The sequence below is a fragment of the Nocardia sp. NPDC088792 genome, assembly GCF_044750615.1.
Classification (GTDB): Bacteria; Actinomycetota; Actinomycetes; order Mycobacteriales; family Mycobacteriaceae; genus Nocardia.
In genome coordinates this window covers 313,480-338,273 of record NZ_JBIVKC010000004.1, presented here as the reverse complement: position 1 = coordinate 338,273, position 24,794 = coordinate 313,480, and the positions used below count along the sequence as shown (strand labels likewise).

The window sequence follows — 24,794 nt, the reverse complement described above, 5'->3', positions numbered from 1 at the left end:
GGCATCTCTGCAAAGAAATGTTTGCAGAAATCTGTAGGCAATCGTACGTTGGTTCCCATGCGACCGAAACGAACCGTCATACACCGGATTTCGTGGCTGCCCGTGACGATCGGATCGGCCGCCCTGCTCAGCGGCTGCTACGACCTGACCCTCGCCGCCATCGGACCGGACTCCGTGGAAGCCGCGTGCTCCGGCACCGGCGAACTCCTGCTCGCTTTGTTCTGTAGTCAGTGGGCGGTGTTGTCCATCTCCAGATCGTTGAGGTGACGCTGGATGACCGGGAGGACGACCTTGGCGTAGGCGACGACGTCGGCAGGCTGGTCGGCAGTGGTGATTTCGCCCTGCGTGGCCTTGACCGCGCCTTGGTGTCCCGCGATGAAGAAGGTGACGAATTCCTTGTCGAAGGCCGCGCCCTGAAGTCCGTTGAGCTTGGTCATTTCGGCGGTCAGGGTGTCGTTCAGTTGGGTGGGGAGGGGGACATTGTGCTGCTTGGCCAGCATGGTGATGCCGGCGTCGATGAGGGCATGGTCGGAGACCAGCATGGCGCCGGTATCGCGGACCGGTTGGGTGGAACCGGTTTTCTGCGCGAGGGCGCCGGCTTGTTGTTCGGCCAGATCGTCTTCGTGGACGGCCGTCAGCCATTTCGCGGCCGGTGAGGTGCTGTCGGCGGCGGCCGACGAGGTCGTGGTGGAACTTGCGGAATTACTGTTCGAACTGCATCCGGCGAGGGCAGCGATCACGATGAATGACGCCCCGATGGTCGCTGTGGCCGAGAAGAATTTCGTGGTCACGTTCGTACCCACTCTCTCGAGCTCTACGCAGGCAGCCGGGGTGGCTACCGGCCCATCCATTATGCGCGTCAGCAGTGCCGGCGCGGCGGCAGGCCCGAGACGTCGGAAGCGTTGTCGCGGAACGTTTCTGCGAAACCGAGAAAGCGATACACATCGTCGAAGGTCGTCGCCAGACCCAGCGAAACCCGTACCGCGCCACCGGTTGTCATGCCCATATCGCGCAGGAACCGGTCGTAATCGGGTCGCTGCGTGCGGTCGAAATTCGCGGTGATCGTCGCCTTGTCGATCCCGAGCGCGACCTGCCCCGCACCCGGATTGCAGAAGCATCCCGTGCGCAGCGAGATCCGCCAGGTCCGGGCCCGGTGCTCGACACGGCGTTCATCGATCACGCAGCCCGCCGGGTCGAGGAAGTTCAGCGAGATCGTGCCTCCGCGCCGGTTCCCGTTCGCGGGCCCGTAGAGCCTGGTCAGCGGCGTCCCATTGCGGTGCCGCAGGGCGGTGAGGCGGGTGAGCAGCCATTCGGTCAGGCACTGCACCCGGGTATGGATCAGCTCCATTCCGGTGCGCTGCAACTGCCGCAGCCCCAGCTCGATGGCCGGCAGGCCGAGGTAGTCGATGGTGCCGTCCTCGAAGGCCGCTTCGCCGTCGGGCCGGAAGACCCGCTCGCTCTCCACCGACACCGCCCAGATGCTGCCGCCGGCGAACCAGGGCCGGCGCAGCTTCGCCAGCGCGGTGTGCCGGGCCAGCAGGCAGCCGATCCCGGTGGGGTAGCCGAACATCTTGTAGAACGACACCGCCACGAAATCCGGCCGCCACCGATCCAGGTCGAGCCGGTTGGTGGGTACGTAGGCCGCGGCGTCGAGCAGGACATCCCAGCCCTGCGCCTGCGCCTGCGCGATCCACTCCAGCGGATGCTGCACACCCGAGAAATTCGATTGGGCCGGATAGGCGAACAGTTTCGGTCCCGCCGCCTCCGTGGCCAATGCCGCGTGCAGTTCGGTCTCGTCCACCCGCAACTCGGGCGCGGTGACCGGCACATACGCGGCCGCGGTTCCGGCGGCGCGGGCATACTCGCGAATACCGTTGACCGAGTTGTGATTGTCATAGGTCAGCGTGAATCGCCCATCCGGTGTGAACGGATAGGACTCGCCGACAAGTTTGAGCGCCCCGGTCGCATTCGGGGTGAAGACCACCCGGTATTCCTCGGGGGCGGCATGGAAGAAATCCAGCACCGCTGCCCGCGCCCGCTCGGTGAGTTCGGTGGCCGCCCGCGAGGCGGGACTCTCGGAATGCGGATTGCCGAAGGTATTGTCACGCAACAGCCGCAGATGATCGTTCAACTGCGACTCGGCGTACAACCCGCCGCCGGTGTAGTCGAGATAGACCTGCCCGGTGGCGTCCAGGCGCTGGAACTCCCTGGCCCGCAGCACATCCAGCTCGGCGGTGGCCGTGTATCCGTGCCAGCCGTCCAGGAACGCCGAGAATGCCGCCGCACGCTCATCCACCGATCCACCGCTCATCGGATCGACACTATCCGAAGGCCCGCGGTCGTGCCTGGCCCGCAAAGTCGTTGGGTTACAACGACGTAGAACGATGCCATTTGTCCACGATAGTCCGTCTCCGCCGCCGGGGCCAGGATTTCTCCGGCTTGCTGCGGTTCGTCGAAAAATGCTGTGGCGCTGTGGGTATCGCAATAGACTGAATGTTGCACATGGCATCTGTTTCGTACCTGCGGCAGCCCGGGGGTGTCCGGATTGAACGGGATGAGTCTTCGAAAGCCTTGCACAGTGGTGGTGGCCGCCGAGAGCGATGCCGAAGTCCGGGGAATCGACCGGGCAATCGATTGGGATGCCGCGCTGGAATATCTGCCCAGCATCGGGTCCGCCTATCTGCGACGCCGCGAACCCGCCGTGGTGGTGCCCGCGGCCTGCTGGCCGGCCGCCGCGCCGCGCACGGCCGGGTGGGAACTGTGCGTGCCGGATGAGGAGTATTCGCGTTTCGCGGCCGCCCTCGGCCTTTCCCCGGAGCTGTAGCCGCGGTGCGATGCGCCCGGCTCGGCGCCCGCGCGGCCGACCTGGCCGTCGCACCGAGTGCGTGGCAGACTGAGGCCAGGTTGAGACTCCAGCCGCCCCTCGGTCCGGCGCGCCGTTTTCCACGGTTCGGGCAGGTGTTCTGGCGCTCCCGAATTCGTACTGCCGACCGCACCGGACACCCCCTTCGGGAGGTTTGCCATGTCAGCGATTTCCATTGCGCACCATCAGGTGGGGCACGATTGCGTGATCGTCCAGGCGGACGGCGAGCTCGATTTCGGGTCGCTGCGGGCATTCCGCACCGCACTGTCGTTCGCGCTGGCCGCCGGTCCGTCCGTCGTCGTCGATCTGCGCCGGGCGCGCTTCCTCAGTCTGCGCAATGCGTGGGCCCTGGCCGAGATCGTGGACACCGCGGTGCGCGGCAAGATCGAGATCACCGTGCTCGCCGGTCGCCCCGAGATCGAGCGTGTGCTCGAATTAGCCGGTATCCGAGCGCTGTCCGATATTCCGGCCCAGTGATTCGGACCGGCTGAGGAGCGGTATGTCAGAGGTGAAGGGGACGGTCGGCGGCGGCCCCGCGTTCGTCGTCGACCGGGGCGGGAAGTCCGGTGTGCACGACACCGTGCGCTGGGGACTGGTCGTGGGGGCGCTGGGGGTGGTGTTCGGCGATATCGGCACCAGCCCGATCTACACCTTGCAGACCGTGTTCGATCCCGGTGATCCGCATCCGGTGCGCGTCAGCTCGGAGAATGTGTACGGCGTTGTCTCGCTGGTGTTCTGGTCGGTCATGATCATCGTGACCGTCACCTACGTGCTGCTGGCCATGCGCGCCGACAATGACGGCGAGGGCGGGATCATGGCCCTGATCACGCTGGTGCGCCGATGGAGTTCGGTGGGCGGGCGGCGCACCGCGGCGATACTGGCGGCGCTCGGAATCTTCGGGGCGTCACTGTTCTTCGGCGACAGCATGATCACCCCGGCCATCTCGGTACTGTCGGCGGTGGAGGGCGTCAAGGTCATTCAGCCGTCGCTGAAGGATCTCGTCGTCCCCATCACCGCGGTGATCATCATTGCGTTGTTCCTGGTGCAGCGGCGTGGCACGGCGGCCGTGGGCCGGATGTTCGGTCCCGTCATGATCGTGTGGTTCAGCACGATCGGCGCGTGTGGAATCGGGGGCATAGCAAGGCATCCGCGGATTCTCGAGGCGCTGTCGCCGACCTATGCGCTCGGCTTTCTCGCCGGTCATTTCGGCACGGCCTTCTTCGCGCTGGCGGCGATCGTGCTGGCGGTCACCGGCGCCGAGGCACTGTATGCCGATATGGGGCATTTCGGCCGGCGGTCGATCACCCGGGCGTGGTTGTGGCTGGTGTTCCCGGCCTGCGTGCTCAACTACTTCGGGCAGGGCGCACTGATTCTCGAAGATCCGGCGCATGCCAGTAGCCCCTTCTTCCTGCTCGCGCCGGACTGGGCGCGGGTGCCGGTGGTGCTGCTGGCCACGCTGGCCACGGTGATCGCCTCGCAGGCGGTGATCACCGGCGCGTATTCGGTTGCGTCGCAAGCGGCGCAGTTGGGGTATCTGCCGCGTTTGCGGATCGCGCACACCTCGGAGTCGGCGATCGGGCAGATCTATGTGCCGTGGATCAACTGGCTGCTGATGGTTTCGGTGCTCACGCTGGTATTCGCCTTCCGCAGCTCGGCCGCGCTGGCCTTCGCTTTCGGTATGGCCGTGACCGGGACCATCACCATTTCCACCCTGTTGTTCTTCTATGTCGCGCGGCGGCGCTGGAACATTCCGCGCTGGCTTATCGCGGCGGGTGCGATTCCGCTGCTCGGGGTGGATCTGCTGTTCGTGGCCGCGAATATCACCAAGCTCGTGCACGGCGCCTGGCTGCCGTTGCTGATCGGCTTGACCGTGTTCGCCGTCATGACCACCTGGCAGCGCGGCCGCCAGATCGTCACCGCCGAGCGGATCCGCCGGGAAGGGCCGCTGCATCAGTTCATCGACGAACTCGCCACCGGCACCCCGCCCACCGTATCCGTGCCCGGCACCGCGGTTTTCCTCAATCGCGGCAAGGACACGGCGCCACTCGCCTTGCGCGCCAATGTGGAACGCAATCACGTGCGCCACGAACACATCGTGATCATGTCGGTCGAGGTCGAGCCCGTGCCCCGCATCCCCGACGGCGAGCGCCTGTCGGTCGAGCATCTGGGCCCTGCCGAGGACGGCATCACCCATGTCACGGCCCGCTACGGCTATATGGAGACGCCGAATATTCCGCAAGCGCTGGCGATGGTGGATCCGGCGGCCACCGACGGGCCGCTGGATCTGGACCGGGCGTCGTATTTTCTCTCCACGATCGAACTCCGCCGCGGCCCGGCGCCGACGATGATGCCTTGGCGTAAACAGCTTTTCATCGCCGCTTCGTATCTCACCGCCGATGCCGCCTCGTATTTCGGCCTGCCCCGGGATCGAACCATCATCATGGGATCGCAGATTCAGGTGTAGAAGTCCGATCCTGGGTATACCGCTGGCGAGTGGCAATGGGTACATCGCTCGGATGGACAACGTGATCGGCGCCGAAGGCGGTGGGAGCATGGTTGAAATGCGAGGGGTTGGCGGAGCCGGACACGGCCGGGTCCTGGGTGTGGAGGTGCTGCATGGCAGGGAGGCCGAGATGTTCGTCGACGGTTCGGATGTGGAGTCGCAACTCTGTACCGGCGGGATCGGACTGCGGATACCGGCCGAGCTGGAACAGCTGCCCATGTTGCGTGCGGTCGCCGAAACGGTCCTGCTGACAGCCGATTTCACGCTCGACGTGGTGACCGATGTGCGGGTGGCGCTGGACGAGGTGGCGACGGCCCTGATCCTGTCGGCCGCGCCCGGCCGCGAGATCGACTGCGATTTCCGCTACGACCTGCGGCAGGTGGAGGTGCAGGTGACCACGGTCGTGCAGACGGACGAGGCCCTGCGGGAGAACAGTTTCGGCCGGCATCTGCTGGACACCCTGACCGATTCCATCCGGACCGTGTACAGCCCCTTCGATACCGAGCTGCGCGGATATCCCGTGGTGGTCGACTTCAGCCGGAGCCGGAACGTGGACGCCGATCGGTGAACCCGTGAAGCCGCCGGGCCCGTGCCGATTGCGGACTTCGCGCAGGCCAGCGGTGGGATACTCCTATCGTGACATCCTCGGCGGAAGCCCGGCCCCGTGAGCCGGTAGGGGCAGGCCTCGCGGGGCCCACCTCGGAGGTGGGCGCCTTCAGGTTCTGGTTCGCCGGACAACGGTGGGAATGGTCCGATGAAGTGGCGCGGATGCACGGCTACGAGCCCGGCGCCGTGACACCCACGACGGAACTGCTGCTGTCCCACAAACATCCGGAGGATCGCGCGCACGTCGAGGATCTGCTCGACCGGGCATTGCATTCGGGCGGATCCTTCTCCAGCCGGCACCGCTTCATCGACACCGCGGGCCGGGAGCACAAGGTGCTGGTCGTCGCCGACCGGATGCTCGATGCCGACGGCACGGTGGCCGGTACCTCCGGCTATTACATCGACATCACCCACACCTTGGACGAGACGCGACGGGAAGCCCTCAGTGCGGCACTACCGGAACTGCTCGAGGCCCGGGCGGTGATCGAACAGGCGAAGGGCGCGCTCATGGCGATCTATCAGATCACCGCGGAGCAGGCCTTCCGCATCCTGGTGTGGCGCTCGCAGGAGACCAATATCAAGCTGCGGGTGCTGGCCGGTCGGCTCATGTCCGAGGTGGATTCGGCGGCGTTCGTCGATTCGGTCACGCGCAGTCAGTTCGACCACCTGCTTTTGACGGTCCACGAGCGGATCGCCGCCGAGGCGTAGCAGGGGTTGCAACGACAGACCGGTATGCCTCCCACGTCTTCGTAGCGCCGGACCGTAGTCTGCGAGCGAGGCCATACCGAGGCTCGGCCATCGAGTCACGCTGCGGCTCTGTCAGCTAGCCATACGGGGCCGCTGCACAGCGGCGCCGCGCACTCTGAGGAGGAGCCTGTGCTCGGACTGGGGATTATCGGCTGGATCGTGATCGGCGGACTCGCGGGCTGGATTGCCAGCAAATTCATGGGCACCGATGCGCAGCAGGGCATCTTTCTCAATATCGTGGTCGGCGTCGTCGGCGGCCTGATCGGCGGATTCCTGTTGCGGCTGTTCGGTGTCGACGTCTCGGGCGGCGGACTGATCTTCAGCTTCCTGACCTGCCTGCTCGGCGCCGTCATTCTGCTGTTCGTCGTCGGGCGGGTGCGACGGGCCTGACCGGGGCTGTCCCGGCGGTCAGGCGCACAGCGGCACTCGCATCTCCACCGTGGTGCCGGCCGCGCTGGTGGAGATGATCGAGTCCGGGATGAGCGTGCGGATGATCCCGATGCCGCGCCCGCGTAGTGCCGCCGCGTCCTGGACGGCCGGGCGCCAGCGGCCGTCGTCGGTGACCGCGATCCACACGTGGTCGTCGTGCATTTCGCCCTCGACGCGCAGGGTGCCCGCCTCGGCGCCGTAGGCGTGTTCGATGGAATTGGTGCACGCCTCGGTGACGGCCAGCACCAGGTCACAGGTGTCCTCGTGGCCGATGGTGGAGTGCGACAGCCATTTTCGCAGACTCCGGCGGATAGGTGCCAGCACCGACGCCTCCGCGGCGTACGACAGCCGAATTCGTGCGGTGGTCTCCGTCGATTCGCTGTGCACCGAATGCATAGTCCGCACCTCTCCGCTCGGCTGTCGTCCCGCGCCCCGTTCCGGGGGTCGCTATGGATATACCCTTGGCTCGCAGAGCTATTCGGTTTGTCCCGATACGCGGACCGATATCGGTCGATCCGATCGATCGGGATCGAATCCGTGCAGGTGGGGTAACCGGCCGAGCAGACGCATGATGCCGAGGGGCATCGACAAGTGCGGGCAGAGAAGGAGAGACCGTGACCGACAGCGGAGTTTCGCATCTGTTGACCGTGTCGCTCAGCCATTCCGGTGCGGCCGTCGTGGTGCGGGCCGTGGGGGAGATCGACATCACCTCGGCGCCGCGTTTGCGCACCGTGCTGGAGGAAATCCCGGCTGGCGCACCCGGTCCCGTCGTCGATCTGTCCCGGGTCGAGTTCATGGGCTCGGTGGGATTGAGCCTGCTGCTGGCGGCTGCCGAGAAGGCGGATCCGGATCGAGTGCGCGTGGTGGCCTCGCGGCAGGTGCGCCGGCCGATCGAAGTGACCGGACTCGATCAGGTGCTGGCGTTGTTCGATTCCCTCGAGGCGGCGCTGGCGGACTTCCAGCGCAGATAGAGCAGCGCGACATCGTCGTCGAGGCCGCCTGACGGGACGGCGAGTTCCTCGACCCGCTCGATCAATTCGTCCACGAAGGCCTCCGGACAGGTGGTCTCGATCGCCCGCGCGAGGGTGAGCAGGCCGGTCTCGCCGAGCCGGTCGCGGTGCGCGTCGACGCAACCTTCGAACAGTCCGTCGGTGAACAGGGCGAGGGCGGCGTCATCGGGAAGCGCCACGGTGGTTTCGGGCCACATTGCCCGGCCCGGCAGGAATCCCAGTGCGGGACCGCCCGGTACCTCCAGCCACTCCCAGCCGGCGGTCGAACGCAACAGGGCGCCCGGGTGTCCCGCGCGGCGAATGCGCGCGGTGCGGTGCGCGGGTGCGAGGGTCAGGGTGGTCGCGGTGGCGAAGGTGTGCCGGTCCGAACGTTCCGCCAGCAGCACCCGTTCCATCAGCCGCAGCTGTCGTTCCCCGGTGACGCCGGTCAGAACCAGTGTGCGCCAGGCCAATCGCAGGGCGACGCCGGTGGCCGCCGCATCCGGGCCGTGGCCGGAGACATCGCCGATGACGGCGTGCACGAGTCCGTCCGCGTCCTCGACCACATCGTAGAAATCGCCGCCGAGCAGCGCGTGGGCGCGACCGGGCCGGTAGCGGGGGACGACGGCGACCGCGCTGTCGGGGTTCAACAGCGGCGTGGGCAGCAACCCGCGTTCCAGGCGCGCGTTCTCCTGCGCGTGTAATTGACTGGCGTGCAAGGCCACACTGGTGCGCTCGGCCTGCTTGCGCTGAATGGCATAGCGCACGGCGCGGCTCAGCAGGTCCGGTTCGACCCGGCCCTTGACGAGGTAATCCTGTGCGCCCGCGGCCATTGCGGCGAGACCGATGAGCTTTTCGTCGAGACCGGTGAGCACCACGACCGCCGCATCGGAGGCCGCCCGCACCCGGGCCAGTGCGTCCAGGCCCTGCGCATCGGGCAGATCGAGATCGAGCAGTACGCAATCGGGGATCTGTTGCCGCAGTTTGTCGGTGGCTTCGGCCAGCGACCGCACCCAGGTCAGGCGGATACCCGGGGTGTCGTCCTCGATCATCGCCTCGACGAGCAGTGCGTCGGCCGGATCATCCTCGATCAACAGCACATTCGCATGAGCCGAGTGCGCCGGAGCCACGGTGTTGTTCCGCGGGTTCGGGACGTTCGGGGTGTTCGGCGTGTTCCGGGTGTTGCCGGCGTTGCGGGTGGCGTTCGGTGAATCAGGAAGCACGGGCACCATGTGGTCGCATGTTGCGAATGGCGCAACCGCCAGCTCCACGGCGGATTTCTGGACCGCAGGGCAGTCAGATCGTAGCCGATGATCCGGCCGTCACCGGCGGAAACGGTGGCAGACCTCGGGGTTCGTAGCGGAGCGGCGTCGCTCGTTATTTGCCTGTGATATGAAGGATAGATGTTTGGAACTGATCGATATCGGGTAAACGGTACTGGGTAAACGATAAATACAGCGGAATCCTCGTACCCTATAGTGAGGAATTGCAATGTCAAATGAATGCGCAGCTCGGCCGGAAACATCGTTCGATGGCCCGGATGGTGGCGATTCATACGACAACATCGAACCCAGCCTGGCGAAACTGGCCGCACTGCCCCTCGACGGCGGCGAACGCGCGCGACTGCGCGAGGAAATCATCGGCAAATGCCTGCCGCTGGGCGAGCACATCGCCCGCCGCTACAGCGGCCGCGGCGTCGATTTCGACGATCTCGCCCAGATCGCCTCGGTAGGGGTGATTCTCGCCGTGGACCGATTCGATCCCGGCAATGGCGCGTCATTTCTGTCGTTCGCGGTACCGACGATAATGGGCGAGGTCAGGCGATATTTCCGGGACAGTACCTGGGCGGTGCGGGTGCCCCGGCGCACCAAGGAAGTGCGCCAGCGGGTGCAGCTCGCAATACCGGAGCTGTTCCAGCAGCTGGGTCATCAGCCCACCGCGCGGGAGCTGGCCGGCCATCTGGAGCTGGACCTGCCCGAGATCACCCAGGCGCTCATCGCAAACAATTGCTACAGCACCGATTCCCTCGAATCGGGTCCGGCCATGGGCGAGGACACCGATCGAATCGCTTCCCGCCTCGACCGATTGGCCACCGAGGACCCGGGATACGCCCTGGTCGAAGACTCATTGACCGCGGGCCCACTGCTGGCGGCTCTGCCCGAGCGGGAACGCGGGATCCTGGTCATGCGCTACGGTGATGGTAAGACCCAGTCCGAGATCGCCCGCGAGATCGGCGTATCGCAGATGCACGTCTCCCGTTTGCTTTCGCGAACCATCGCTGAGTTACGCGAACAGAGCCGCGCCGCCTGAATCGGTCGCGATACGTCAAACAGCCACGCCGATGTGACCCAATGCGATTCGATCGACCTGTAGCGGGTAATGCCGCAGCACAGGGACATTGAGATCTGAGGAACAGCACGATGAAGAGCGGCAAGATCAGAAACAGGATCGACAAGTTCGGCGGACAGGTCCGGGAGGCGACGGGGCAGGTGCTCGGCGATCAGCGCATGATCGACCGCGGCCGGCGCACGCAGCTGAAAGCGGATCTCAAAAATGTAGGTGAGCGAGTCAAAGACGCGGTGCGTTCAGGGCGCACCCGGCGTGTACGCGGACCCCGGACGCTGCGCTGAATCATGACGAATCGAAATCGCAGTCGTAGCAGAGAATCCGGCGAGAACGCTGTCGTGTGGCCCGATCCGAGCCCCCTCGACGATTGGTGGGAAGCGGTGATGCTGGATACCGAGCCGGTGGTGGCCGGCGAGCCGGTCCGGCGAGTGCCGGGCGCCAACTGAACCGAGTCAACCGACCGAGCCAACTGACCGAGCCAACTGAAAAAAGGGAGTGCCGCAGCGAGCACGTCACGATTTCGCGTCCTCATCGGCGCGAAATCGGGTGTGCTCGACGGTGATCCATACGAAGCCCGCGATCAGCGCGATGAGTGTCACGACCGAACCGACGACGGTGCGGATGCCGACATCACCGTCGGTGTCGGTCAATGCCCAGGCGAGCGTGGAGACACCGAGCAGCAGCAGCGCCGGACCGGGCCAGTTGACTCCGTCGAGGATGGTGGTCGGCAGTTCGGACCGAGCGGCAGGTGTGGCGTAGTCAGCGGTCATCGAGGCGCTCCTTCTCAGTGCGGGCTTTCCCCACGCATCGGATGCCCGTTGTGCACCATGCGAAACCCCTCGCACAGAGGTGAACAGGGCAAAGGTGAGAGGGAAAGGTGAGAACGGTCAGGAGTCGCGAAGCAGTCGCTGGTTCGTGACTTCGATCTGATGGCTGGTGCTTGCGGTCAGGTCCACCACCTGAGGCGGTGTCAGGGTGGCGACGGGCTGATCCCAGTGCAGCGCAATGACATCGCCCGGTTGCGGGTCGGCAGCCGGGCAATCGTCGGAGCCGATCGCCAGATGGCGGTCCTCCGGCGGGCTCAGGGTGAGGCGGGCGCCGTCCCAGGCCAGCCGGCGGCTGCGTAACAGCAGGTCCGGACCATCGCGTGTGATCACCAGCGCGGCGGTGATGCGGCAGCTGTCCAGGATCTGCAGGGCGGTAACGGATGCGCGCGAGCCGAGTAGGCGACTCCAGGGGTAGATGCCGAAAACGTGGAAGCAGTGATTGGGCGCCGCTTCCGCGGCGAGCTCGATGCTCAGATGGGTCCAGTAGTTTCCCGCTGCCGGACCCAGGATGGCCAGCAACTCACGAGTGAATGCGGTGGGGTCGAGAGTCGCGCCGATTCCGCCTCCATGCCAATAGGATTCGACCAGGCGTGGATCGAGTGGGTCGGCAATGCCCGTCATCGCGGACATGACCCGCAGATAGGGCCAGGCGCCGGTGAAACGGCGTGCGGCGGCCCGGATTTCGGCGGGTGAGCCGCGCTGTAATGCCGTGGCGTCGGGCGGTCCGCAGTAGCCGAGCGCGTTGGGCGCGTACGCATAACGCGCGAACATGCGCGGACCCGCAGCATTCTCGGACAGGCGCACGCCCGGCATGCCGGGCGTGGCCGGTGCGCTCGGCGTGGACGGCGTTGGCGGCGTGGCCGGTTCGGTCCGTACGGCGCGGATGGGTGATCGGTCGATTGCGGTCCTCCTCCCGTCTCCGGGTGCTGCTCAGCAGATGCGCGGAAGCTGCTCTCCCGCCGGTAGATCGACCACGCGGGTGCCGCCGAGCGCGGTGCGCGCGGTCACCATGCCCGGGTGCTCGGTGACGCAGCGGCCGATGATCTCGGCGTGTGCGCCCAGTGGATGCTCGCGCATGGCCGCCAATACGCGGTCGGCGTACTCGGGTGCGACGAAGGCCACCAGCTTGCCCTCGTTGGCCACGTACAGCGGATCCAGGCCGAGCAGCCCGCACGCGTCCCGCACTCCGGCGGGAATCGGAATCCGGGTCTCTTCCAGCGCGATTCCCACCTGCGCCGCGCGGGCGATCTCGTTCAGGCTCGCCGCCACCCCGCCCCGGGTCGGATCGCGCAGCACGTGCACGCCCGAGGTGGGGTTACCGGTGCCATTCCCGTTCCCGGCGGTGGTCCCGGCGCCCAGCATTGCGGCGACCAGACCGTGCAGTGGTGCGGTGTCACTGCACACGGTGGTCCCGAACTCGAGGCCCTCCCGGCAAGACATCACCGCGATGCCGTGCAAGCCGATCTCACCGCTGACCATGACGATATCGCCGGGCCGGGCAAGTTCGGGCCGGATATCCACGCCCGGTTCGAGAATGCCGATGCCCGCGGTATTGATGAAGATGCCGTCCCCGTGGCCGGCATCGACCACCTTGGTGTCACCGGTGACCAGTTTGACCCCGGCGCCCAACGCCGCCGTGCCCATGGCCGCGGCGACCGCGGCGATGCGGACCAGCGGGGTGCCCTCTTCGAGGATGAAGGCCGTGGACAATGCCACCGGCCGGGCGCCCGACATGGCTATGTCGTTGACCGTGCCGTTGACCGCGAGATCGCCGATCGAGCCGCCCGGAAAGGTCAGGGGTTTCACCACGAACGAGTCGGTGCTGAAGGCCAGCCGGGCGCCGTCGAGGGTGAGCACCGCGGAATCGCCGAGCCCGGCCTCGGCCGCCGAGCCGAAGGCCGGCAGGAACAGGTGCTCGATGAGTTCACCCGACATGGCCCCGCCGCCACCGTGCCCCATCACGATGTTCGGCGAGTCCCGCAAGGGCATGGGGCATACCCAGTTCTCGAAATCGACTGCCCCGGAATCGGTGCCGATGATGTCAGGCATGAGCCACCTCTGCGGGCAGATCCAGCCGCCGGTACAGGTAGTACGCCGCGCAGGCCCCCTCGGAGGAGACCATGGTGGCGCCCAGCGGATTTCGCGGCGTGCACTGTTTGCCGAAGGCTGCGCATTCGTGCGGTTTGATCAGACCCTGCAGCACCTCACCGGAACGGCAGATCGCGGATTCCTCGGTGTGCAGGTCGGCGACCGCGAACCGGTGCTCGGCATCGAATTCACGGTAGCGTTCCGAGAGCCGCCAGCCGCTGGCGGGGATCACGCCGATGCCGCGCCAGGCGCGATCGGTGACGTCGAAGACGTCGTCGAGCATGGCCTTGGCGGTGACATTGCCCTCGGGGGTGACCGCGCGCCGGTAGGCATTGTCCAGCTCGTGGCGGCCGGATTCGAGCTGCTCCACCGTGCGGCGGATGCCCTCGAGGATGTCGAGGGGTTCGAAGCCGGTGACCACCACCGGAACGCGGTATTTCTCGGCGAGTGGGGGATATTCGGCGGTGCCCATCACGGTGCACACATGACCGGCGGCCAGGAACGCCTGTACCCGGCATTTCGGGGATTCCATGATGGCGGCGATAGCCGGCGGCACCAGGACGTGCGAAACGAGTAGCGAGAAGTTCTGCACACCCAGGCGTTTGGCCTGGTACACGGTCATGGCATTGGCGGGTGCGGTGGTCTCGAAGCCGATGCCGAAGAACACCACCTGGCGGTCCGGGTTGGCACGGGCCAGTTCGAGTGCGTCGAGCGGTGAGTACACCACGCGCACATCGCCACCCTGGCTCTTGACGCGGAACAGGTCCTTGGAACTACCGGGCACACGCAGCATGTCGCCGAACGAACAGAAGATGACATTCGGCCGGGCGGCGATCTCGAGGGCCTTGTCGATGACCTCGAGCGGGGTGACGCAGACCGGGCAGCCCGGTCCGTGGATCATCTCGATCTGGTCCGGGAGCAGCTGATCGATCCCGTGCCGGATGATCGAATGCGTCTGCCCGCCACAGACTTCCATAATGGCCCAACGTTTGGTGGTGGTGGCGCGGATGCGATCGAGCAGGATCCTGGCCAGCTCGGGATTGCTGAATTCGTCGAGGTACTTCATGATTTCACCTCCGGTTCCGCGGCCCGTGGCGTGGTCTCCGGATTGGCCACACCCGCTTGCGCGGCGGCGATCGCGAAACCATCGCCGAATTCTTCCTTGAGTACGCCGAGATGCTGGAACTCCGCCAAGGTCTGCAGGGCGGACTGTTCGTCGAGGCGCTGGAGCGCGAATCCGACGTGCACGATGACGTAATCGCCGACCGCCACGTCCGGAATGTATTGCAGGCACACGTCCTTGTGCACACCGCCGAAATCGACGATCGACATCTGAGTGCCGTCGCGCTCGTGCAGGCTGAGCACCTTTCCGGGAACTGCCAGGCACATATCGCTTCTCCCTTCCGCTCATCTCGCCGCGGTGGCGAGTAGCTGGCCGAACGCGAGGCCGCCGTCATTGGGCGGGACCCTGCGGTGGCTGATCACATGAAAACCGTTGTCGCGTAGCAGGTGTACGACGGTGCCGAGTAGCAGCGCGTTCTGGAACACGCCGCCGGAGAGGGCTACCGGCGTCGCCGGGTCGCCGTGGTGGAGCGCGATATCCAATACGAGTCGCGCGACGCCCGTATGGAAACGCGCGCCGATAACAGCTGGGGAGCGCCCGTCCCGGATGTCCGCTATCACCTCGGCGAGCACCGGGGCCGGGTCGATGACCACTGGCTCATCGGTCCCTGCCTCGGTGATTCCGAACCGGTACCCGGCTACACCGGGCCCGATGCCGCGGGCCAGTCCCTCCCATTCGATGGCGGCCTGCGCCTCGTAATCCACTACGTGCCGGACCCCGCAGAGCGAGGCGACCGCGTCGAACAAGCGGCCCATGCTGGAGGTCGGTACGCAACCGAATCCCGTCTCGAGTTGATGGGCGAGCACTTCCCGTTCGCGGGGCGGGCAGGCCTGTACCGCGGGCAGGTCCTCCGACCACGGGATGCCCGCGGCGTGCAAGTGCGCCAGGGCCATTCGGTACGGTCGCCGGACGCTGGTGTCGCCGCCGGCCAGCGGGACGTAGCGCAGGTGCGCCAAGCGGCGGAAGCCCTTGTATCCGGCGGCGAGCACCTCACCACCCCAGATGGCGCCGTCCGGTCCGAAACCGGTGCCGTCGAAGGCGAATCCGAGGACCGTGGCGTCGGCGTCGAGACCGTGCTCACCCATGACCGCCGCGAGATGCGCGTGATGGTGCTGGACGAGGTGCACCGGGCGGCCCTCGGCATGCTGGGCAGCCCAGGCCGAAGAACGGTAGCGGGGGTGGGCGTCGGCGGCCAGTTGCACCGGCAGCACTCCAGTGAGTTGTTCCAGATGCCGCTCGGTGGCGGTGAAGGCTTGCAGCGTGGCGAGATCATCCATATCGCCGATGTGCTGGCTCAGCCAGGCGTAGCGGCCGTCGGCCACCGCGCAGGTGTTTTTCAGGTCGGCGCCGACGGCCAGGGTGGGCGGCGCGGGAATCGGCAGGGCGAGCGGCAGCGGCGCGTAACCGCGCGAACGCCGCAGCGGCATTTCGAAGCCGTCGATCACTCTGATCACCGAGTCGTCGCACGGCACCAGGATCCGGCGGTCGTGCGACAGTACGGCGTCAGCGAGGCCGGACAGCCTCGACTCGGCGTCGGCGTCGGCGTAGCAGATCGGTTCGCCGCCAAGGTTTCCCGAGGTCATGACCAGTATCTGCGGGCTAGGTGGATCGCCGGGCAGGCCGAACAGCAGCAGATGCAGTGGTGTGTAGGCGATCATCACGCCGAGATCCGGATTACGCGGGGCCACGGCGTCGGCGGTGGGCGCCGCCGCTCGGCGGGGCAGCAGCACGATGGGCCGCGCCGGGCCGGTGAGCAGCGCCGCGGCGGTAGCGTCCACCTCGACGATCGACTCGGCCATGGCGAGATCCGGCACCATGACGGCGAAAGGCTTGTCGCCGCGGCGTTTCCGGCGGCGCAGTTCGGCCACGGCGCGCTCATCGGCCGCATCGCAGGCCAGGTGATAGCCGCCGATGCCTTTCACGGCGAGAATCCCGCCGCGCCGCAGTAGTTCTCGCGCGGCCCGGATCGGCATGCCGGGATCGGAACTGCCGGGGGCGGGAAATGCCTGTGTGGCGCGGAAAGACAGCGTGGGTCCGCAGTTGTGGCAGGCGATGGGCTGGGCGTGGAAGCGGCGGTCAGACGGATCGGCGTACTCCCGGGCGCAGTCCGCGCACATAGGGAAGTCTGCCATCGAGGTCTGCGGGCGGTCATAGGGCAGGGCCGCGATGATGGTGAATCGCGGACCGCAGTTGGTGCAGTTGATGAATGGGTGGCGGTATCGCCGGTTGCCCGGGTCGCGGAGTTCGGCCGCGCAGTCGGCGCACAGCGCGACATCGGGGGAGGCCAGGGTGCGGCCGCCGCCGCGGGTGGTGTCGCCGATGTGGAATCCGGTGCCGCCGCGCACCGGAATGCCGGCCTGTTCGATGGATTCGATGACCGCCAGTGGCGGCGGTCGCGAGCGCAGTCGTGCGGCGAAGGCGTCGGCATCGGCGGGTGCGCCCTCGATTTCGACGATCACTCCGGAGCTGTCGTTGCAGACTTCCCCGGACAGGTGGAGTTCGGCCGCGGTGGTGTAGACGAAAGGCCGGAATCCGACGCCTTGGACCACGCCGCGGACCACGATCCGCCGCCTGATCCGTGGCGTGTTCACGGCTGCTCCCCGGCAGGCTGCTCGCCGGAACCGAGCAGGCGCAATCCGTGCAGCGCGGTCGCCGCGCCGGCGGCGTCGGTCTTCTCGACGGCGAAACCCATGTGGATGATCACCCAGTCACCCGGGTGCACCGGATCGTCCTCCAGCATGCCGACATTCACCGTGCGCTGTGCGCCGGATACGTCGACGAGCGCGATCTGATCGTGGTAGCCCTCGACCATGCTGATCACGTGGCCGGGGATGCCGAGACACATGATTCACACCTCCTGCCGGTGGCTGTGATTCTGGTTCTGGTTCTGGGAAATATCAGCCAGCACCGATTCGACCGCGGCGATGGCGGGTTCGATCGCGGCGGCCACGGGCGCGGTGAGGCCGATGCCCTCGGCGATCGAGGCGATCTGACAGCCGACGATCACCGTGGGCGGGACAGTGCCGCCCAGCGCTTGCACGGCCGCGAATACCGCGCCGGGATCCATGGCGTGTGCGTCGAGTCCGGCCGCGGCCGTATCGGGTTCGGCACGGAAGACCCGCAGTTCGCCGGGAGCGCCGCGGTCGGGCAGCGCGTCGACGAGCACCAGTGCGTCCCACTCGTCGAGCAGGTCGTAGGCGAGGTGCATACCGCGAATGCCGTAATCGGTGACGCGCACGGCGGTGTCGGTGAGCGGCGGTATGCGCCGCACCACCTCCGGGCCGAAGCCGTCGTCGCCGAGGAAGATATTGCCGATGCCGGCGACCAGCACTCGCGTCACGGGATCACCTCGTCTCCGGGGCTGATTTTCCAGGTCTGCCGTCCGGGCTACATGCGGCGAATTCTCATGTAGCGCCGGACATCCGGTATCGAGCGCACGCCGACAGCGGCCAACGCCAGCACGATCAGCGCCACGATTACGGTGGCGACGATTCCTACGGCTTCCATGGGTAGTGCCTTTCTTTTCGGGCTGACGTGTGTCAGGGCTGAGGTAGCTTTCCGAGCCGGCAGGGCTGCGATGGCGGGGCGATCATGGTCGGCCGTCGAGCGGCTCTACCTCGTCGGGCGCGAAATACAGGTAGCGGCCGTACCATTCGTGCATTTCGGCGGCCGGATCGTCGTCGACGACCACGGCGATGTGGACCTGGCCGTCGACGTCCTCGTGCACGGCGGCGACGCGTGCGGTGCGCCCGGCGTAGAACAGGTCCTGCGCGTCGGCGCGGCGGGAAGGACGCAGTCGCACCCGGCTGTCCTTGGCTACCGGCACGCCGGCGACCATGACCATGTCGGCGTCGGGGCGCACGGCTTCGTCGACCGAGGGATCCCACCAGGGCAGGTCTGCCGCGGTATCAGGCAGCACGCGTGCGGGTTCGGCCGCGGGAGTGCGCAGGACGCCGTGTAGCTGCTGCATCTGCTCGGGCGTCATCGCTTCACAGCGGTCGATGAGCTGTGCGGCGCGCGGGTCGGTGGCGCGGGCCTGAGCCTTCTCCTCATCGGTCAGGGTGAGTACCCGGAGGGTCAGGATCTCGTCGATCTCGGTGGAATCGAAGAGCGGTCCGTCGCTCTGCTCGGCGATCTCGGGATGGTCGTAGAGGATGATGGGGGAGATCAGCAGCAGGTTGCGTGCCCCTTCGGGACCCGCGAGGACCGGGAAGCAGCGATGCTGAGTGCAGTCCTCGACCGCGGTCACCGCATCGGGCGGCGGGTCGAGCAGGGAAATGAAAGCGCCGCTGTCGGTTTCGGCGATGAGGTGCGCGCCGATGAACGAGCGGGCAATGGCCTCGTCCTTGTCGGCGGCGGGCCGGCCGGTATTGCGGACGGAGATACTGATCCGGTGATAGTTGCCGACCTGGTGCGCTGTGATCTCGACCAGGCCGGTGAGCGGTTGCCGGGTGCGTACCAGTTGTCCGGCGTGCGTGCCGTCGGCGGCGGGAATCTCCGCTGTGTCGGTGCCGCCGGGGACTTCGGCTCGGAAGATATTGTCGGCCAATGTGATCGGCCCGAAGGTCAGTTCCTGTTCGACGGCCTCGTCCCAGCCGAGCCAGCTGCGGCCGTCCACCAGTAGTTCGGCCCGAACCTGTCCGGTGCTGTCGTGGACGGCGCGCTGCTGCAGTTGCAGGAACCGCAATGCCAAGGTGAGCGTGGTGGCGGGCGGGCCTTCGAGCAGGAACTGCGCGCGCAACTCGGAGTCCTCGCCGAGACCGTCCGCGGCGGCGCCTTGCGGGCCGAGCACACCGAATTGCCAGCGGGACTGGTTCTTTCGGGAGTTCGCGCGGTACGGGTAGAGGAGATAACCCTCGTAGAGCACGGCGTCGGCGACCGCGCGAGCGTGTGCCCGCACCATGTCGGCCCCGGTGTCGCTGCTCATGCCGGCCCCTTGGAACGGGTGGCCAGCAGGTCGCCGACCGTCTGGTCGTAGTCGAGGAGACCTTGCTCGGACTTGTAGGCGGTGAGGGCGTCGAGCGTCTCGCTGCGCAATCGCAGCCATCCCGCATGCGGGAAGTGCAGGCCGACGAGCTGCTGCCATACCGTCACCGGCATATCGAACCGGTCATCGCGATCCCAGGGGATCTGCTGCACCGCGAAACCTGAAGCGCCCTTGAAGAACACGGTCCCGCTGAACAGGAACAGTAATGGCACCTTTCCGTCGCGCAGCGCGTGCAGATACTTCGATCCCGCGACCTCCAGGTCGTAGGTGCACGGCAGCGGCAGATCCACCTCGGTGCCGCCGGTGAATCCCGGGACCATGGTGGTGGCGTGCATCCACAGGAACGAGCGCTGCGTATCGCGCCAGCGGTCCCGGGTGCCGAAAAGGTCGAGCAGCCCGGCGCTTTCATCCTCGCGGTAGGGCCGGCGATTGGGCTCGATCCGCACCTGCGCGCGCAGCGCGATGGCGTGCACCGGGTCGTCCGCCAGCGCCGCGATTCCCACCCGCGCCGACAGGATCGGGCTGACGGCATAGGCTTCGGGCTTGATATCGAGCACCGCGAAGGTGATCGAGTAGGCCGGGCTCATGGCCGCCCACCGCCTCGCGCGCGTGAGCTCATCGTGGTGAAGAACTCCTCGACATACCGCCGAGCCTCGGACCCGCCGTCGAACCCCTTCCACAGCAGCCGCATCCGCCCGACAAACTCGTAACAGGCATCGATCGGCAACAGCAGACAGCCGCCCGCCGTGCCACGCTCGGGCATCCGGATCAACAGCGCCTCGACATCATCGGTGAGCACATCGAGCTCCGGGTGCTGCTGCAACACCGACTGCCAACTCTCCAGCGGCAGTTCGGATTCCGTGGCACCGGCGGGTCCGGGGTAGAACGCCACAGTGCGCTCGAGCGCCGAGTTCCGGAAGAAGAACGCCAGCCCCACGGGTATCTCGAGCCCGTCCCATTCGGCAGGACCTACGACAGTGCCGGGGAAGGCCAGATATCTGTCGGGCACCGCGCGGTAGCGCAGCCCGGCCCCCGGCTCGGTGAACAGCAGATAGCAGCCGCGACACACGCACATCAGCTGCCGGCCTTCGATATTCACCACATGCGTATGCGGCTCCGAGATCGGCACCGCGCACATCTCACAACGCGGCTCGGCCCGATCCGTGGGCGGGCCGGCGGCGGCGAGGCGGCGCAGCACCGAGAACGACGGATTCACCCCGGCACCTCCGCGGGGATGGCGACGGCAGGCAGGCCGTCCCGCGTGAGCAGCGGCAACGGTTCGAGATGATCGGCCGCTCCCGCGAGCTCTGCCGCGTGGTCGGGCGTCGCCCCGTTGCCGGTGCCGGTGCCGGTATGGGTGCCATTGCCCGCGGGCGCATTGCCCATGGTCGTGGCAGCGCCGTTGCCCGCGGGCGCACTGCTCATAGCTGCGGCGTCGCCGTTGCCAGCCGGCGTATCGCCGACCCCAACACGGCCGTCGGACACGCCCCCGCCCGGCCCGTCGCGGTCCAGGCGTGCGCCCGCATGTACCGCGTCGTAGTGTGCGTGGCAGGTCGGGCAGCGGAGGACGGCATCGCCCACGGGGAAACCCATGCGCCGGTGTAGCACTGCCCCGGCCAGGGAGTTGCCGCAGGCGGGGCAGTGGTCGCGGTAGACGAGCAGGTTGTCGCCGACCCGGCAGGCCAGCGTGGCGATCCCGCCGATCTGGAATCCGCCGACCTCACCGGGAGCCAGCTCGGCGAGCTCGGGCACCGTGATCCAGGCGCCCGCGGGCCGCACATGGCTGAACAGCGATTCCGAGGAGAACACGCCGGGGTGCGTCGTATCCTCCTGGGCGGCAACGACTTCGATGCTCTCGATCTCCGGCGCCGCGGCGCGGACCGCTTCCTCGACGGCCAGCTCCAGCGTTACCGAGGAGGACGGGCAGGTACGACAACTGCCCGCGAATTCCAGTCGCAGCACGCCGTTTTCGACGCCGAGCAGGGTGACGTCGCCGCCGTGCGACCCCAGGTAGGGTCGCACGCTGTCGAGGGCGGTCCGGACACGGGTGTCCACGTCGTGCGGGTGCAGGCCGTGGACCAGGAGCAGGCTGGCGACAAGATCGTCGTCGGCCAGCTTGCGCATCTCGGTGTCCCCCAGCAATACCGCGATGCGCTCGAGTGCGGCCCCGTACAGGCTGAGCAACTCATGGACGAGTTGCTCGGCGCGTTCCCGGGCCGCGGCGCCGCCGGCCGAACTGGCTTGCAGCAGTGTCTCTATCCGCTGCCCGGCGTCGCGCCAGTGGGCGTCGCCGGCCCGGTGGGCGCTATCTTGTCGGGGCGCGCCGGATGCGCCGGGTGTGCCGGATCCGACCGGCTGTTCGTTGGCCATCTGCCGCTCCCACCGCCGATCGGATCGTGCTCACTGGGCGAGCGGGGTTTGGGTGGGGGAGTGCAGCAGCTCGAGGGTCTTGCCGTCACCGAGGTACATGTGCACGCCGCACGGCAGGCACGGGTCGAAACTGCGCACGGTGCGCATGATGTCTATGCCTTTGAAGTGCTCCCTGTCGTTCTCCTCGAAGATGGGCTGGCCCTGGACCGCGTCCTCGTAGGGGCCCGGCGTGCCGAAACTGTCGCGCGGGTTGGCATTCCACGGGGTGGGCGGATACGGGTGATAGTTGGCGATCTTGCCGTCGCGGATCACCATGTGATGCGACAGCACGCCGCGCACGGCCTCGGTGAAGCCGCAGCCGATGCCCTCGTCGGGTACCTCGAAGGACTCCCAGGTCTTGGTGCGCCCGGCGCGGATCTCGGCGAGCGCCTGTTCCGCGAAGTGCAGGGCGCACGCCGCGGCATAGGCCTGGAAGTAGGTGCGGGCGCGGTTGCGTTCGATGGTGTTGCTACCGAAAGCCGGTATCTTCCATTCGAATTCGACGGGTCCTTTCAAGGCAGTGCGTGGCAGGTTGATCTGCACGCTGTGCCCGGTGGACTTCACGTACCCGATATCGACGAGCCCGGCCAGCGCGGTGGACCACAGTCGTGCGAGTGGCCCGCCGCCGGTGTCGAGGGCGAGGTGGTCCTTGCCGTCGAACCAGCGCGGCGACATCACCCAGCTGTACTTGTCCTCCAGATCGCGTTTCTGTGGTTTGGGGTTCGTGTGCTGGTTCCACGGGTGGCGCCGGTCGACCGGATTACCGAGCGGATCGTTCTTCACGAACATCTCCTGATCGGTCCAGTCGTCGTAATACGAACTGCCCAAAAGGATTCGGATGCCGAGATTGATATCGACCAGCGAGGTGGTGACGAGTTTCCCGTCCACCACGATGCCCGGGGTGACGAACATGCGCCGTCCCCACGCTTCCATGTCCTTGTAGGCGAAGTTGCATACCTCCGGGTCCTGGAAGGAGCCCCAGCAGCCGAGCAGGGTGCGCCGCAAGCCGACCTTGTCGTAGCCGGGGAGGGCTTCGTAGAAGAAGTCGAACAGGTCGTCGTGCATGGGCACGACCTTCTTCATGAATTCCACGTACCGCATCAGCCGCGACATGTAATCGGTCATCAGCTGGATGGTCGCCACCGTGCCGACCCCGCCGGGATACAGCGTGGAGGGGTGTACGTGGCGGCCTTCCATGAGGCAGAACATCTCTCGCGTGTACCGGCTGACCTGCAGGGCTTCCCGATAGAACTCGCCGGTGAACGGGTTCAGCGCCCGCATGATGTCGGCGATGGTGCGGTAGCCGTGCGCGCCGGCCTGCGGGGCGTCGGTCTTCTCCGCGAGCGTGAGCACGCTCGGATTGGTCTCGGCGACCATCTTCTCGCAGAAGTCCACACCGACCAGATTTTCCTGGAAGATATTGTGGTCGAACATGTATTCCGCGGCCTCGCCGAGATTGACGATCCATTCACCGAGGTGCGGCGGCTTCACGCCATACGCCATGTTCTGGCAGTAGCACGAACAGGTGGCGTGATTGTCCCCGCAGATACCGCAGATGCGGCTGGTGATGAAGTGCGCGTCGCGCGGATCCTTGCCGCGCATGAATATCGAATAGCCGCGGAAGATGGACGAGGTGCTGTGACACTCGACCACTTCGCGATTGGCGAAATCGATTTTGGTGTAGATGCCCAGGCTGCCGACGATGCGAGTGATCGGATCCCACGCCATTTCGACGAGAGAGTCGGGTTCGATGGTGCGGTGCGAGGGTTCCGGGATGATGTGGGTCATCGCAGTTCTCCTACCAGGTGCGTGTCGCACCGGTTTCCAGCTCGGTGCCGCGGTGCCGCCAGTGCGGCTCCTTGTCGACCGTGCGCGCGGTGATGTGGCGCAGACTGCGGATCACCGACCCGTAGAGTCCGGAAGCAGTGGACGAGAGCTTCCCGCCCGGCGGTTCGTCCATGAACGGCATGAACTTGTCCGGGAATCCGGGCATGGTGCAGCCGATGCAGATACCACCCACATTCGGGCAACCGCCCACGCCGTTGATCCAACCGCGTTTGGGCACATTGCATTTCACGACCGGACCCCAGCAGCCGAGTTTGACGATGCATTTGGGGGAGCCGTATTCGTCGGCGAAGTCGCCCTGCTCGTAGTAGCCGGCGCGATCGCAGCCCTCGTGGACGGTGGCGCCGAACAGCCATTTCGGCCGCAAAGCTTCATCGAGCGGAATCATCGGGGCTTGGCCGGTGGCCATGTAGAGCAGATAGGTGAGGGTCTCGGAGAGGTTGTCGGGATGGATCGGGCAGCCGGGCACGCACACGATCGGGATGCCGGCCTTGCTCTTCCACTCCCAGCCGAGATAGTCGGGGACGCCCATGGCGCCGGTGGGATTACCGGCCATGGCGTGGATGCCGCCGTAGGTGGCGCAGGTGCCGACCGCGACCACCGCGGTCGCTTTGGGTGTGAGGCGATCGAGCCATTCGCTGGTGGTCATGGGCTGGCCGGTGGCGGGATCATTGCCGAATCCGCACCAGTAGCCTTCGGTGTGCAGTTGCTCGTTGGGGATCGAGCCCTCCACGACCAGCACGAACGGGTCGAGTTCGCCGCGGTCGGCCTTGAAGAACCATTCCAGGAAGTCGTCGGCTCCGCCGGTGGGGCCGCATTCGAAATCGATGAGCGGCCAATGGACGGCGATCTTGGGCAGCCCGGGGAGAGCTCCGAGAGCGATCTCCTCGATACTGGGCTGGGTGGCGGCAGTCAACGCCACCGAATCACCGTCACAACTGAGGCCGGCATTGATCCATAGGACGTGGATCAACGTCTCTTCGGCTTTGACTGCTTCACGAGTTGGCATTGACGCCACCCCTTCGGAAGCTT

Annotated in this window: 30 protein-coding genes; 11 read left to right on the top strand and 19 right to left on the bottom strand. The window is 66.7% G+C overall.

Annotated elements, in window-relative coordinates; all coding sequences use genetic code 11:
- The first annotated feature begins 57 nt into the window (after positions 1-57).
- Positions 58-267 (top strand): hypothetical protein, encoded by a 210-nt coding sequence (locus tag ACIP5Y_RS28065; RefSeq protein WP_400354451.1) that lies wholly within the window; start codon positions 58-60, stop codon positions 265-267.
- Here the strand turns inward: ACIP5Y_RS28065 and ACIP5Y_RS28060 are convergent.
- Positions 228-791 carry a DUF4142 domain-containing protein gene (locus ACIP5Y_RS28060; protein WP_400354449.1) on the bottom strand — a complete coding sequence of 188 codons (564 nt, stop codon included), beginning with the start codon at positions 789-791 and terminating at the stop codon, positions 228-230. The genes ACIP5Y_RS28065 and ACIP5Y_RS28060 overlap by 40 nt on opposite strands.
- A gap of 68 nt (positions 792-859) precedes the next feature.
- Positions 860-2,311, bottom strand: a complete 1,452-nt coding sequence (locus ACIP5Y_RS28055; RefSeq protein ID WP_400354447.1) for an aminotransferase class V-fold PLP-dependent enzyme — start codon at positions 2,309-2,311, stop codon at positions 860-862.
- A 243-nt stretch (positions 2,312-2,554) separates the two neighbouring features.
- Between ACIP5Y_RS28055 and ACIP5Y_RS28050 the strand changes: the two genes are divergently transcribed.
- From ACIP5Y_RS28050 to ACIP5Y_RS28025, 6 genes are all read left to right on the top strand, one after another.
- Positions 2,555-2,824, top strand: a complete 270-nt coding sequence (locus ACIP5Y_RS28050) for a hypothetical protein (protein WP_400354445.1) — start codon at positions 2,555-2,557, stop codon at positions 2,822-2,824.
- A gap of 198 nt (positions 2,825-3,022) precedes the next feature.
- Entirely contained in the window at positions 3,023-3,340 is a 318-nt protein-coding gene (locus ACIP5Y_RS28045) for an STAS domain-containing protein (protein WP_400354443.1), read from the top strand.
- Between the two features lie 22 nt (positions 3,341-3,362).
- The gene (locus ACIP5Y_RS28040; protein WP_400354441.1) at positions 3,363-5,327 is read left to right on the top strand and encodes a potassium transporter Kup; all 1,965 of its coding nucleotides are present in this window, start codon (positions 3,363-3,365) and stop codon (positions 5,325-5,327) included.
- A gap of 97 nt (positions 5,328-5,424) precedes the next feature.
- Positions 5,425-5,934, top strand: coding sequence for an anti-sigma factor (locus ACIP5Y_RS28035; RefSeq protein ID WP_400354440.1), 510 nt, complete (start codon positions 5,425-5,427; stop codon positions 5,932-5,934).
- 68 nt (positions 5,935-6,002) lie between these two features.
- Complete coding sequence (locus ACIP5Y_RS28030) at positions 6,003-6,680, top strand: PAS and ANTAR domain-containing protein (RefSeq protein WP_400354438.1); 678 nt, start codon at positions 6,003-6,005, stop codon at positions 6,678-6,680.
- Between the two features lie 168 nt (positions 6,681-6,848).
- Positions 6,849-7,109, top strand: coding sequence for a GlsB/YeaQ/YmgE family stress response membrane protein (locus tag ACIP5Y_RS28025; protein ID WP_397002218.1), 261 nt, complete (start codon positions 6,849-6,851; stop codon positions 7,107-7,109).
- Between the two features lie 18 nt (positions 7,110-7,127).
- On the opposite strand, the gene ACIP5Y_RS28020 is transcribed toward ACIP5Y_RS28025, so the two are convergent.
- Complete coding sequence (locus ACIP5Y_RS28020) at positions 7,128-7,544, bottom strand: ATP-binding protein (RefSeq protein WP_400354435.1); 417 nt, start codon at positions 7,542-7,544, stop codon at positions 7,128-7,130.
- 218 nt (positions 7,545-7,762) lie between these two features.
- On the opposite strand from ACIP5Y_RS28020, the gene ACIP5Y_RS28015 reads away from it, so the two are divergent.
- Positions 7,763-8,119 (top strand): STAS domain-containing protein, encoded by a 357-nt coding sequence (locus ACIP5Y_RS28015; RefSeq protein ID WP_400354432.1) that lies wholly within the window; start codon positions 7,763-7,765, stop codon positions 8,117-8,119.
- On the opposite strand, the gene ACIP5Y_RS28010 is transcribed toward ACIP5Y_RS28015, so the two are convergent.
- Complete coding sequence (locus tag ACIP5Y_RS28010) at positions 8,059-9,369, bottom strand: PP2C family protein-serine/threonine phosphatase (RefSeq protein WP_400354430.1); 1,311 nt, start codon at positions 9,367-9,369, stop codon at positions 8,059-8,061. The genes ACIP5Y_RS28015 and ACIP5Y_RS28010 overlap by 61 nt on opposite strands.
- Before the next feature lie 259 nt (positions 9,370-9,628).
- On the opposite strand from ACIP5Y_RS28010, the gene ACIP5Y_RS28005 reads away from it, so the two are divergent.
- The 3 genes from ACIP5Y_RS28005 to ACIP5Y_RS27995 all read left to right on the top strand — a co-directional run bounded on the left by ACIP5Y_RS28005 (position 9,629) and on the right by ACIP5Y_RS27995 (position 10,929).
- Positions 9,629-10,447, top strand: a complete 819-nt coding sequence (locus tag ACIP5Y_RS28005) for a SigB/SigF/SigG family RNA polymerase sigma factor (RefSeq protein ID WP_400354429.1) — start codon at positions 9,629-9,631, stop codon at positions 10,445-10,447.
- Between the two features lie 110 nt (positions 10,448-10,557).
- Positions 10,558-10,767: a CsbD family protein gene (locus ACIP5Y_RS28000; RefSeq protein ID WP_400354427.1), complete on the top strand. Its 210-nt coding sequence runs from the start codon at positions 10,558-10,560 to the stop codon at positions 10,765-10,767.
- 3 nt (positions 10,768-10,770) lie between these two features.
- Complete coding sequence (locus tag ACIP5Y_RS27995) at positions 10,771-10,929, top strand: hypothetical protein (RefSeq protein WP_400354425.1); 159 nt, start codon at positions 10,771-10,773, stop codon at positions 10,927-10,929.
- A gap of 66 nt (positions 10,930-10,995) precedes the next feature.
- Here the strand turns inward: ACIP5Y_RS27995 and ACIP5Y_RS27990 are convergent, their stop codons facing one another.
- From ACIP5Y_RS27990 to ACIP5Y_RS27920, 15 genes are all read right to left on the bottom strand, one after another.
- On the bottom strand, positions 10,996-11,253 hold the full coding sequence (locus ACIP5Y_RS27990) for a hypothetical protein (protein WP_400354423.1): 258 nt from the start codon (positions 11,251-11,253) through the stop codon (positions 10,996-10,998).
- Positions 11,254-11,370: 117 nt separating this feature from the next.
- Positions 11,371-12,123, bottom strand: a complete 753-nt coding sequence (locus ACIP5Y_RS27985; protein WP_400354421.1) for a DUF6390 family protein — start codon at positions 12,121-12,123, stop codon at positions 11,371-11,373.
- A 117-nt stretch (positions 12,124-12,240) separates the two neighbouring features.
- Positions 12,241-13,359: a hydrogenase expression/formation protein HypE gene (gene hypE / locus ACIP5Y_RS27980; protein ID WP_400354418.1), complete on the bottom strand. Its 1,119-nt coding sequence runs from the start codon at positions 13,357-13,359 to the stop codon at positions 12,241-12,243.
- Positions 13,352-14,464, bottom strand: a complete 1,113-nt coding sequence (hypD, locus tag ACIP5Y_RS27975; RefSeq protein ID WP_400354416.1) for a hydrogenase formation protein HypD — start codon at positions 14,462-14,464, stop codon at positions 13,352-13,354. Before hypD ends, hypE begins: the two co-directional genes overlap by 8 nt.
- On the bottom strand, positions 14,461-14,787 hold the full coding sequence (locus ACIP5Y_RS27970) for a HypC/HybG/HupF family hydrogenase formation chaperone (RefSeq protein WP_400354414.1): 327 nt from the start codon (positions 14,785-14,787) through the stop codon (positions 14,461-14,463). Before ACIP5Y_RS27970 ends, hypD begins: the two co-directional genes overlap by 4 nt.
- A gap of 18 nt (positions 14,788-14,805) precedes the next feature.
- Positions 14,806-17,112, bottom strand: coding sequence for a carbamoyltransferase HypF (gene hypF, locus ACIP5Y_RS27965; RefSeq protein ID WP_400354413.1), 2,307 nt, complete (start codon positions 17,110-17,112; stop codon positions 14,806-14,808).
- On the bottom strand, positions 17,109-17,366 hold the full coding sequence (locus ACIP5Y_RS27960) for a HypC/HybG/HupF family hydrogenase formation chaperone (protein WP_400354411.1): 258 nt from the start codon (positions 17,364-17,366) through the stop codon (positions 17,109-17,111). Before ACIP5Y_RS27960 ends, hypF begins: the two co-directional genes overlap by 4 nt.
- A gap of 3 nt (positions 17,367-17,369) precedes the next feature.
- Positions 17,370-17,861, bottom strand: coding sequence for a hydrogenase maturation protease (locus ACIP5Y_RS27955; RefSeq protein WP_400354409.1), 492 nt, complete (start codon positions 17,859-17,861; stop codon positions 17,370-17,372).
- Positions 17,862-17,908: 47 nt separating this feature from the next.
- The gene (locus tag ACIP5Y_RS27950; RefSeq protein WP_400354407.1) at positions 17,909-18,028 is read right to left on the bottom strand and encodes a DUF6893 family small protein; all 120 of its coding nucleotides are present in this window, start codon (positions 18,026-18,028) and stop codon (positions 17,909-17,911) included.
- 82 nt (positions 18,029-18,110) lie between these two features.
- Positions 18,111-19,448, bottom strand: coding sequence for a hypothetical protein (locus ACIP5Y_RS27945; protein WP_400354405.1), 1,338 nt, complete (start codon positions 19,446-19,448; stop codon positions 18,111-18,113).
- Positions 19,445-20,095 (bottom strand): DUF6084 family protein, encoded by a 651-nt coding sequence (locus ACIP5Y_RS27940; RefSeq protein WP_400354403.1) that lies wholly within the window; start codon positions 20,093-20,095, stop codon positions 19,445-19,447. The genes ACIP5Y_RS27945 and ACIP5Y_RS27940 overlap by 4 nt, the downstream gene beginning before the upstream one ends.
- Positions 20,092-20,724 (bottom strand): DUF5947 family protein, encoded by a 633-nt coding sequence (locus ACIP5Y_RS27935; RefSeq protein WP_400354401.1) that lies wholly within the window; start codon positions 20,722-20,724, stop codon positions 20,092-20,094. The genes ACIP5Y_RS27940 and ACIP5Y_RS27935 overlap by 4 nt, the downstream gene beginning before the upstream one ends.
- Positions 20,721-21,878, bottom strand: a complete 1,158-nt coding sequence (locus ACIP5Y_RS27930; RefSeq protein ID WP_400354399.1) for a NifU family protein — start codon at positions 21,876-21,878, stop codon at positions 20,721-20,723. The genes ACIP5Y_RS27935 and ACIP5Y_RS27930 overlap by 4 nt, the downstream gene beginning before the upstream one ends.
- 30 nt (positions 21,879-21,908) lie before the next feature.
- Positions 21,909-23,705, bottom strand: coding sequence for a nickel-dependent hydrogenase large subunit (locus ACIP5Y_RS27925; protein ID WP_400354397.1), 1,797 nt, complete (start codon positions 23,703-23,705; stop codon positions 21,909-21,911).
- Between the two features lie 10 nt (positions 23,706-23,715).
- Positions 23,716-24,771: a hydrogenase expression protein HypE gene (locus tag ACIP5Y_RS27920; RefSeq protein ID WP_400354395.1), complete on the bottom strand. Its 1,056-nt coding sequence runs from the start codon at positions 24,769-24,771 to the stop codon at positions 23,716-23,718.
- Positions 24,772-24,794 lie beyond the last annotated feature (23 nt).